Here is a 7,006-nt window from a genome sequence, read left to right on the forward strand (position 1 = left end):
AGCCGGACCGCCAAACCCTTCCGATGGCGCTACGACGGTCGGCCTCTGGCAGCGTGAACCCAACCCTGACAAGACTTCTGCGGGGCTGCACTAGGACCCGCCGACCTCTAGCGCCCGCCGAAGTCGGCGGTGCTGCCCGGCGCGTGACGCAGCGCTACACGCCCACCCGGCACCCACCACCCACCCCCGGCCCTTTGCTCTGCACCTACCGACGCAACGGCTACGCAGTGCTACCCGGCACCCTGCGGGCCTCACCTTGCGCGATTCCGCAAGTGCCCTGCTCGGTCGGGGTGTTGCGTGTGTGGGTGCAGAGCAAAGTGGACGCGGGATCCGGTGCGAGGCCGGCAGGTCGACACGCAGCGTGAGGCCACTTGCTACCCCGCCAGCGCAGATCTGCTTTCACCCACGGTGAAGAGGGGGGCGACGAATCGTGCCCCCGACAGCGGCGTGCTGGCGGGGTGAGGACTTTTCTAGATCAACTTCTTGCTTTTGTTCGAACGGGCGAAAGTTCTGGTCGGATCGGCCGAAGCTCTGGACAGTGGCTGCGGAAGGCTTCTACTGTGTCGCACACAACACGTCGCGATTTCGTCGATGTGAACGACTCCGATGCGGAGGTGAGTTGCCGGTGCGAACGGTGGAGCCCCTGCACCTGCGGCTGTTGCGGTTGCTCCGCGACGAGGGAGCGGTGTCCCGGGCGGAGCTGGGCGACCGGCTGGAGATGCCGCGTCCCCGGTTGCTCGCCGAGCTGGAGCGGCTGGTGGACCTCGGCTACGTCGCCGAGGCCGGCCTCGCGGCGTCGCGGGGCGGGCGCCGGTCGACCCTGGTCGAGCTCAACCCGCAGCTGCGCTTCGCGGCGGTCGACCTCGGGGCCAGCTCGATCGACGTCGAGGTGGTCAACGGCCGGCTGGAGCCGGTCGCCGCGTACGCGGAGCCGGCCGACATCCGCAACGGTCCGAAGATGATCCTCCAGCGGGTCAACGAGCTGCTGGACAAGGCCCGGGCCGACGGGGCGTACGAGCGGCTGCACGCCGTGGGCATCGGGGTGCCCGGGCCGGTCAGCTTCCGCGACGGCGTGCCGGTCTCGCCGCCGATCATGCCGGGCTGGGACCGCTTCCCCGTCCGCGAGCTGCTGACCCGCGAACACGGCTGCCCTGCGGTGGTCGACAACGACGTCAACATCATGGCGATCGGCGAGCGGCACGGCGGCGTCGCCCACTCGGTGGACGACTTCCTGTTCGTCAAGATCGGCACCGGTATCGGGTGCGGGATCTACCTCAGCGGTGAGGTCTACCGGGGCACCGACGGCTGCGCCGGGGACATCGGCCACATCCAGGTCGACACGCACGGGCCGACGTGCTCCTGCGGCAACGCCGGCTGCCTGGAGGCGCTGTTCAGCGGGGCCGCCCTGGCCCGCGACGCGAACGCCGCCGCGCGCAACGGCTCCTCGCCGGCCCTGGCCGAGCGACTGTCCACCCGGGGCACCGTCACGGCGGAGGACGTCGCCGAGGGCGCCATCGAGGGCGACGTGATCTGCATCCAGCTCATCCGCGACGGCGGCCGGCGGGTCGGCGGCGTGCTGGCCAGCCTGGTCAGCTTCACCAACCCGTCGATGATCGTGATCGGCGGCGGGCTGGCCAAGCTCGGCCACATCCTGCTCGCCGAGGTCCGCAGCGTGGTCTACCGCCGGTCGCTGCCGCTGGCCACCGGCAACCTGCCGGTCGTCCTGTCCGAGCTGGGCCCGCGCGCCGGGGTGGCCGGCGCCGCCGTGCTCGCCAGCGATGTGGCCTTCGGGGAGGCGTCATGAGCCAGGACGACAACGCGGCCCCGCTGGTCGAGGCCCCCGCCGACATCCGCGCCGGCGAGGTGGTGCTGCGGCTGACCGACGTGGTGAAGACCTTCCCCGGCGTACGGGCGCTGGGCGGGGTGCAGCTTGAGGTGCGGGCCGGCGAGGTGCACTGCCTGCTCGGGCAGAACGGCGCCGGCAAGTCCACCCTGATCAAGGTCCTCGCCGGGGTGCACCGCCCCGACTCGGGCCAGGTGCAGTGGCGGGGCCAGCCGGTCGAGTTCGCCAACCCGCAGGCCGCCATGCGCGCCGGCATCGCCACGATCTACCAGGAACTCGACCTGGTCGACGACCTGTCGGTCGCCGAGAACGCCTTCCTCGGCCACGAGCCGCGTCGGGCCGGTTTCGTCCGCCGCGGCCACATGGCCCGCCGGACCCGGGAGATCCTGGGCCGGCTCGGTCACGGCGAGATCCCGCCCGGTCGGATGGTGCGGGCGCTGCCGGCGGCCGGCAAACAGATCGTCAGCATGGCCCGGGCGCTCTCCCACGAGGCCCGACTGATCATCATGGACGAACCGAGCGCGGTGCTGGCCCACGACGAGGTGGGCAACCTGTTCCGGATCATCCGTGAGCTGACCGCGCAGGGCATCGCCGTCATCTACATCTCCCACCGCATGGAGGAGATCCGCGAGATCGGCGACCGGGTGACCGTACTCAAGGACGGCCGGACCACGGCGGCGAACCTGCCGGCGCGCGACACCCCGACCGGCGACCTGGTCGCGAAGATGACGGGCCGCAACATCGAGTACGTCTTCCCGGACCGCCCCGCCGACACCGGCGCCGGCGCGGAGCTGCTCCAGGTCGACGGGCTGACCCGGGCCGGCGAGTTCGCCGACGTGTCGCTCGACGTGCGGGCCGGCGAGATCGTCGGCATCGCGGGGCTGGTCGGCTCCGGCCGCTCCGAGCTGCTGGAGACCATCTACGGCGCCCGCCGCGCGGACGCCGGCACGGTCCGGATGGCCGGGCGCGCGCTGCGCCCGGGCAGCGTCGGCGCGGCGGTACGGGCCGGCATGGGCATGGCACCCGAGGAGCGCAAGAGCCAGGCGCTGCTGCTCGGCGAGCCGATCTTCCGCAACGTCACGCTGGCCACGTTCGGCCGGTTCGCCCGCCTCGGCTTCACCGACGCCGGGCGGGAGCGGGCCGAGGCGGACGGCGTCGCCGACTCCCTGGAGCTGCGCCCCCGCGACGTGCGCCGGCCGGTGCGCACCCTCTCCGGCGGCAACCAGCAGAAGGTGGTGGTCGGGCGCTGGCTGCTCGGTGGCACGAAGCTGCTGCTGCTCGACGAGCCCACCCGGGGCGTCGACGTCGGCGCCCGGGCAGAGCTGTACCAGGTGATCCGGGGGCTGGCCGCCCAGGGCGTCGGGGTGCTGCTGGTCTCCAGCGAGGTGCCCGAGGTGCTCGGCCTGGCCGACCGGGTGCTGGTGATGCGCGAAGGCCGGATGGTGCGCGAGGCGCCCGCCGGTGAACTGGACGAAGACACGGTGCTCGACCTCGTCATGGCGGGGTCGCTGATGGAAGGCGCACCAGCATGACCGATAGCACACCCACCGCCACACCGGAGCGGCCGGCGGAGCTGCCGGCCCAGTCCCCGCCCGTGGCCCCCGCCGCGACGGAGACGGCCGCCAAACACCCCGGTCACGGGGCCGCCGCAGCCGGCAAGCTCTCCTGGTGGCGCGGCGACAGCGGCGAGGGCGCCCGGCGCAACCTCGGCCTGATCGGCGTCCTCGTCGTGCTGGTCGTGATCGGCATCGCCACCCGCCCCGACCTGTACGGCAACTCGAGCTGGGTGTGGGACAACGTCCTCACCATCCTCAAGCTCGCGTCGGTGGTCGGCGTGGTCACCGTCGGCATGACCTTCGTGATCATCGGCGGCGGGATCGACCTGTCGGTCGGCGCGATCGTGGCGCTGGCCGGGGTCTGGGCCACCACGCTCGCCACCCAGAGCTACGGCGCGGGCGGCATGATCTTCACGGCGCTCACCGTCGGGATCGGCGTCGGACTGGTCAACGGCCTGCTCGTCTCGTACGGGAAGCTGGTGCCGTTCATCGCCACCCTGGCCATGATGGTGGCCGCCCGGGGCCTGGCGGCGGAGATCTCCGACAAGCAGACCCAGGTGTCGAGCAACGGCACGATCAACGGGATCGCCAGCACCAGCCCGCTCGGCATCCCCCTGCTGGTCTACATCCTCGCCGCCGTGGTGGTCGCCGGCTGGGTGCTGCTCAACCGGACGACGTTCGGCCGGCGCACCGTCGCCGTCGGCGGCAACCCGGAAGCGGCCCGGCTCGCCGGCATCAACGTCCGGCGGCACACCGTGCTGCTCTACGCGCTGTCCGGCCTCTGCTGCGGCATCGCCGCGATCATGCTGACCGCGCAGGCCAACTCCGCCCAGGCGGCGATGGCGAACCTCTACGAGCTGGACGCGATCGCCGCCGCGATCATCGGCGGCACGCTGCTCAGCGGCGGGCGGGGGACCATCGTCGGTTCCCTGCTCGGGGTGGTCATCTTCTCCACCATCACCAACCTCTTCGCCATCAACGGCCTCTCCACCGAGGCCCAGAACATGGTCAAGGGCGGGATCATCGTGGCCGCCGTCCTGATCCAGCAGTTCCAGTTCCGCAGCTTCACCCAGTTCCTCGGCCGCAACCGCCTCACCACCACCTGATCCACCCGGGCACCACCCGAGGCACCTGACCGACCCGGGCGCACCACCCTGCACCACCACCCGAGGCACCACCCCGCTCAGCACATCCGGCGACCGTCGCACCGACGGTGGCCCGGCGCACCACACCCTTCTTTCGCCCACCACCCTCTTCCAGGAGGTCGTCATGACCCAGCACAGTCGGGACCTGTCCCGTCGGCGGCTGCTGTTCGGCGGGGCCGCGCTCGGCGCCGGCGCCCTGCTCACCGCGTGCACCAGCAACGAGGCGGCGCCCACCGCGGCGCAGACCAAGGTGGCCGAGGCCGCCACCGGCGGCAACAGCACCCCCGGCAAGCAGGTGACCATCGGCTTCTCCGCCCCGGCCGCCGACCACGGCTGGATCGCCGCCATCACCAACAACGCCAAGGCGCAGGCCGGCGCGTACTCCGACGTGAAGTTCACGTCGGTCGAGGCCGGCGCGGACGCGGCGGCCCAGCGGGCGGCGCTGTCCACCCTGATCTCCCAGAAGCCGGACGTCATCGTGCTGCTGCCGCACGACGGCAAGGAGCTCAACGCCTTCGGCCTGGAGGCCATGAAGGCCGGCATCCCCGTGGTCAACCTGGACCGGGCCTTCCCGGACGCCCGGGCCTACCGGCTCCAGATCAAGGGCGACAACTACGGCATGGGGGTGGCCGCGGCCACCTTCATCATCGACCAGCTCAAGGCCAAGGGCGTCAGTAACCCGATCATCGGCGAGATCCCCGGCATCGACTCGCTGGAGCTGACCCAGGAGCGCTCGAAGGGCTTCGCCGACACCCTCGCCGCGAGCGGCTTCAAGGTGGCCAACCGGCGGCCGGCCGAGTTCACCGCGGACTCCGGCCAGCAGGCCGCCACCGGCCTGTTCCAGGCGCTACCGAAGATCGACGCGATCTGGAACCACGACGACGACCAGGGCATCGGGGTGCTCGCCGCCGTCAGCCAGGCCAACCGCAAGGAATTCTTCATGGTCGGCGGCGCCGGCTCGAAGAAGGCGATGGAGGACATCCAGGCCGACAACACGGTCCTGAAGGCCACCGTCACCTACAGCCCGTCGATGGCATCCTCCGCGATCTCGCTCGCCCGGCTCATCGGCCAGGGCAAGGGCATGTCCGACCTGGTGGAGCTCCAGGTGCCCAAGGAGATCGTGCTGGCTTCCGAGACGATCACCAAGGAGAACGCGAGCACCTACCTCAAGCTCGGGTTCTGACACACGGGGGGAGACCCACCTTGTCCACTCACCACAGTCAACTGCGGATCGGCATGGTCGGCTACGCGTTCATGGGCGCCGCGCACTCACAGGCGTGGCGCACCGTGAACCGGGTGTACGACCTGCCGGCGCAGGTGCGGATGGCGCTGGTCTGCGGCCGGGACACGCCGAAGGTGGCCGAGGCCGCCGACCGGCTCGGCTGGGACGCGCACACCACGGATTGGCGTCGCCTCGTCGAGTCCGACGAGATCGATGTGGTCGACATCTGCACACCGGGGGACAGCCACGCCGAGATCGCGCTTGCGGCGCTGGCCGCCGGCAAGCACGTGCTCTGCGAGAAGCCGCTGGCCAACACGGTCGCCGAGGCCCGCGAGATGGCCGTCGCGGCGGCCGCCGCGCAGGCGGCGGGGGTACGGTCCATGTGCGGCTTCACCTACCGCCGGGTTCCGGCGGTCACCCTGATGCGTCGGATGGTCGCCGAGGGAAGGCTCGGCACCATCCGGCACGTCCGGGCGGCGTACCTCCAGGACTGGATCGTCGACCCGCAGTTCCCGCTGGTCTGGCGGTTGCAGAAGGACAGGGCGGGCTCCGGCGCGCTGGGTGACATCGGTGCGCACATCATCGACATGACCCAGTACGTCACGGGTCAGCGGATCACCGGGGTCAGCGCGATCACCGAGACGTTCGTCAAGCAGCGGCCGTTGCCGGCGGAGTACAGCGGCCTGGCCGCGCAGGCCGCCGGCAACGGCGCGGCCGACGGGCAGGGCCCGGACATGGGACCGGTCACCGTGGACGACGCGGCGGTCTTCGTGGCCCGGCTCGACGACGGGGCGCTGGCCACGTACGAGGCGAGCCGATTCGCCACCGGCCGCAAGAACGCGCTGCGGGTGGAGATCAACGGCTCGCTGGGCACCCTGGTCTTCGACCTGGAACGCCTCAACGAACTGGAGTTCTACGACGCGACGCGACCCGCCGCCGAGCAGGGCTTCACGCGCATCCTGGTGACCGAGGCCGAGCACCCGTACATGTCGGCGTGGTGGCCGCCGGGCCACATCATCGGCTACGAGCACAGCTTCACCCACCAGGCACGCGACTTCGTCGAGGCGATCGCCACCGGCGTCGACCCCGCGCCGTCGTTCGCCGACGGGTTGCAGGTCCAGCTCGTGCTGGACGCGGTGACCCGCTCGGCGGACCTGGGCTCCACCTGGATCGACGTGGAGCCGACGTTGGAGGCGGTCCCCGCCTGACCGAGCGGCGGTGCCGGCCCGCGTGCCGGCAC

Annotated in this window: 5 protein-coding genes; all 5 read left to right on the forward strand. The window is 71.5% G+C overall.

Annotated elements, in window-relative coordinates:
- Positions 1–625 precede the first annotated feature (625 nt).
- Entirely contained in the window at positions 626–1,804 is a 1,179-nt protein-coding gene (locus ACFT41_RS31805; RefSeq protein ID WP_377590165.1) for an ROK family protein, read from the forward strand.
- Positions 1,801–3,375 carry a sugar ABC transporter ATP-binding protein gene (locus tag ACFT41_RS31810; RefSeq protein WP_377590164.1) on the forward strand — a complete coding sequence of 525 codons (1,575 nt, stop codon included), beginning with the start codon at positions 1,801–1,803 and terminating at the stop codon, positions 3,373–3,375. The genes ACFT41_RS31805 and ACFT41_RS31810 overlap by 4 nt, the downstream gene beginning before the upstream one ends.
- Complete coding sequence (locus ACFT41_RS31815; RefSeq protein ID WP_377590162.1) at positions 3,372–4,505, forward strand: ABC transporter permease; 1,134 nt, start codon at positions 3,372–3,374, stop codon at positions 4,503–4,505. The genes ACFT41_RS31810 and ACFT41_RS31815 overlap by 4 nt, the downstream gene beginning before the upstream one ends.
- Positions 4,506–4,668: 163 nt before the next feature.
- Complete coding sequence (locus ACFT41_RS31820; RefSeq protein ID WP_377590160.1) at positions 4,669–5,727, forward strand: substrate-binding domain-containing protein; 1,059 nt, start codon at positions 4,669–4,671, stop codon at positions 5,725–5,727.
- A 53-nt stretch (positions 5,728–5,780) separates the two neighbouring features.
- Positions 5,781–6,974, forward strand: a complete 1,194-nt coding sequence (locus ACFT41_RS31825; protein ID WP_377614100.1) for a Gfo/Idh/MocA family protein — start codon at positions 5,781–5,783, stop codon at positions 6,972–6,974.
- The last annotated feature ends 32 nt before the right edge of the window (positions 6,975–7,006 follow it).

Origin of the sequence: Micromonospora sp. NPDC057141, assembly GCF_042670805.1 — a bacterium.
Classification (GTDB): domain Bacteria; phylum Actinomycetota; class Actinomycetes; order Mycobacteriales; family Micromonosporaceae; genus Micromonospora.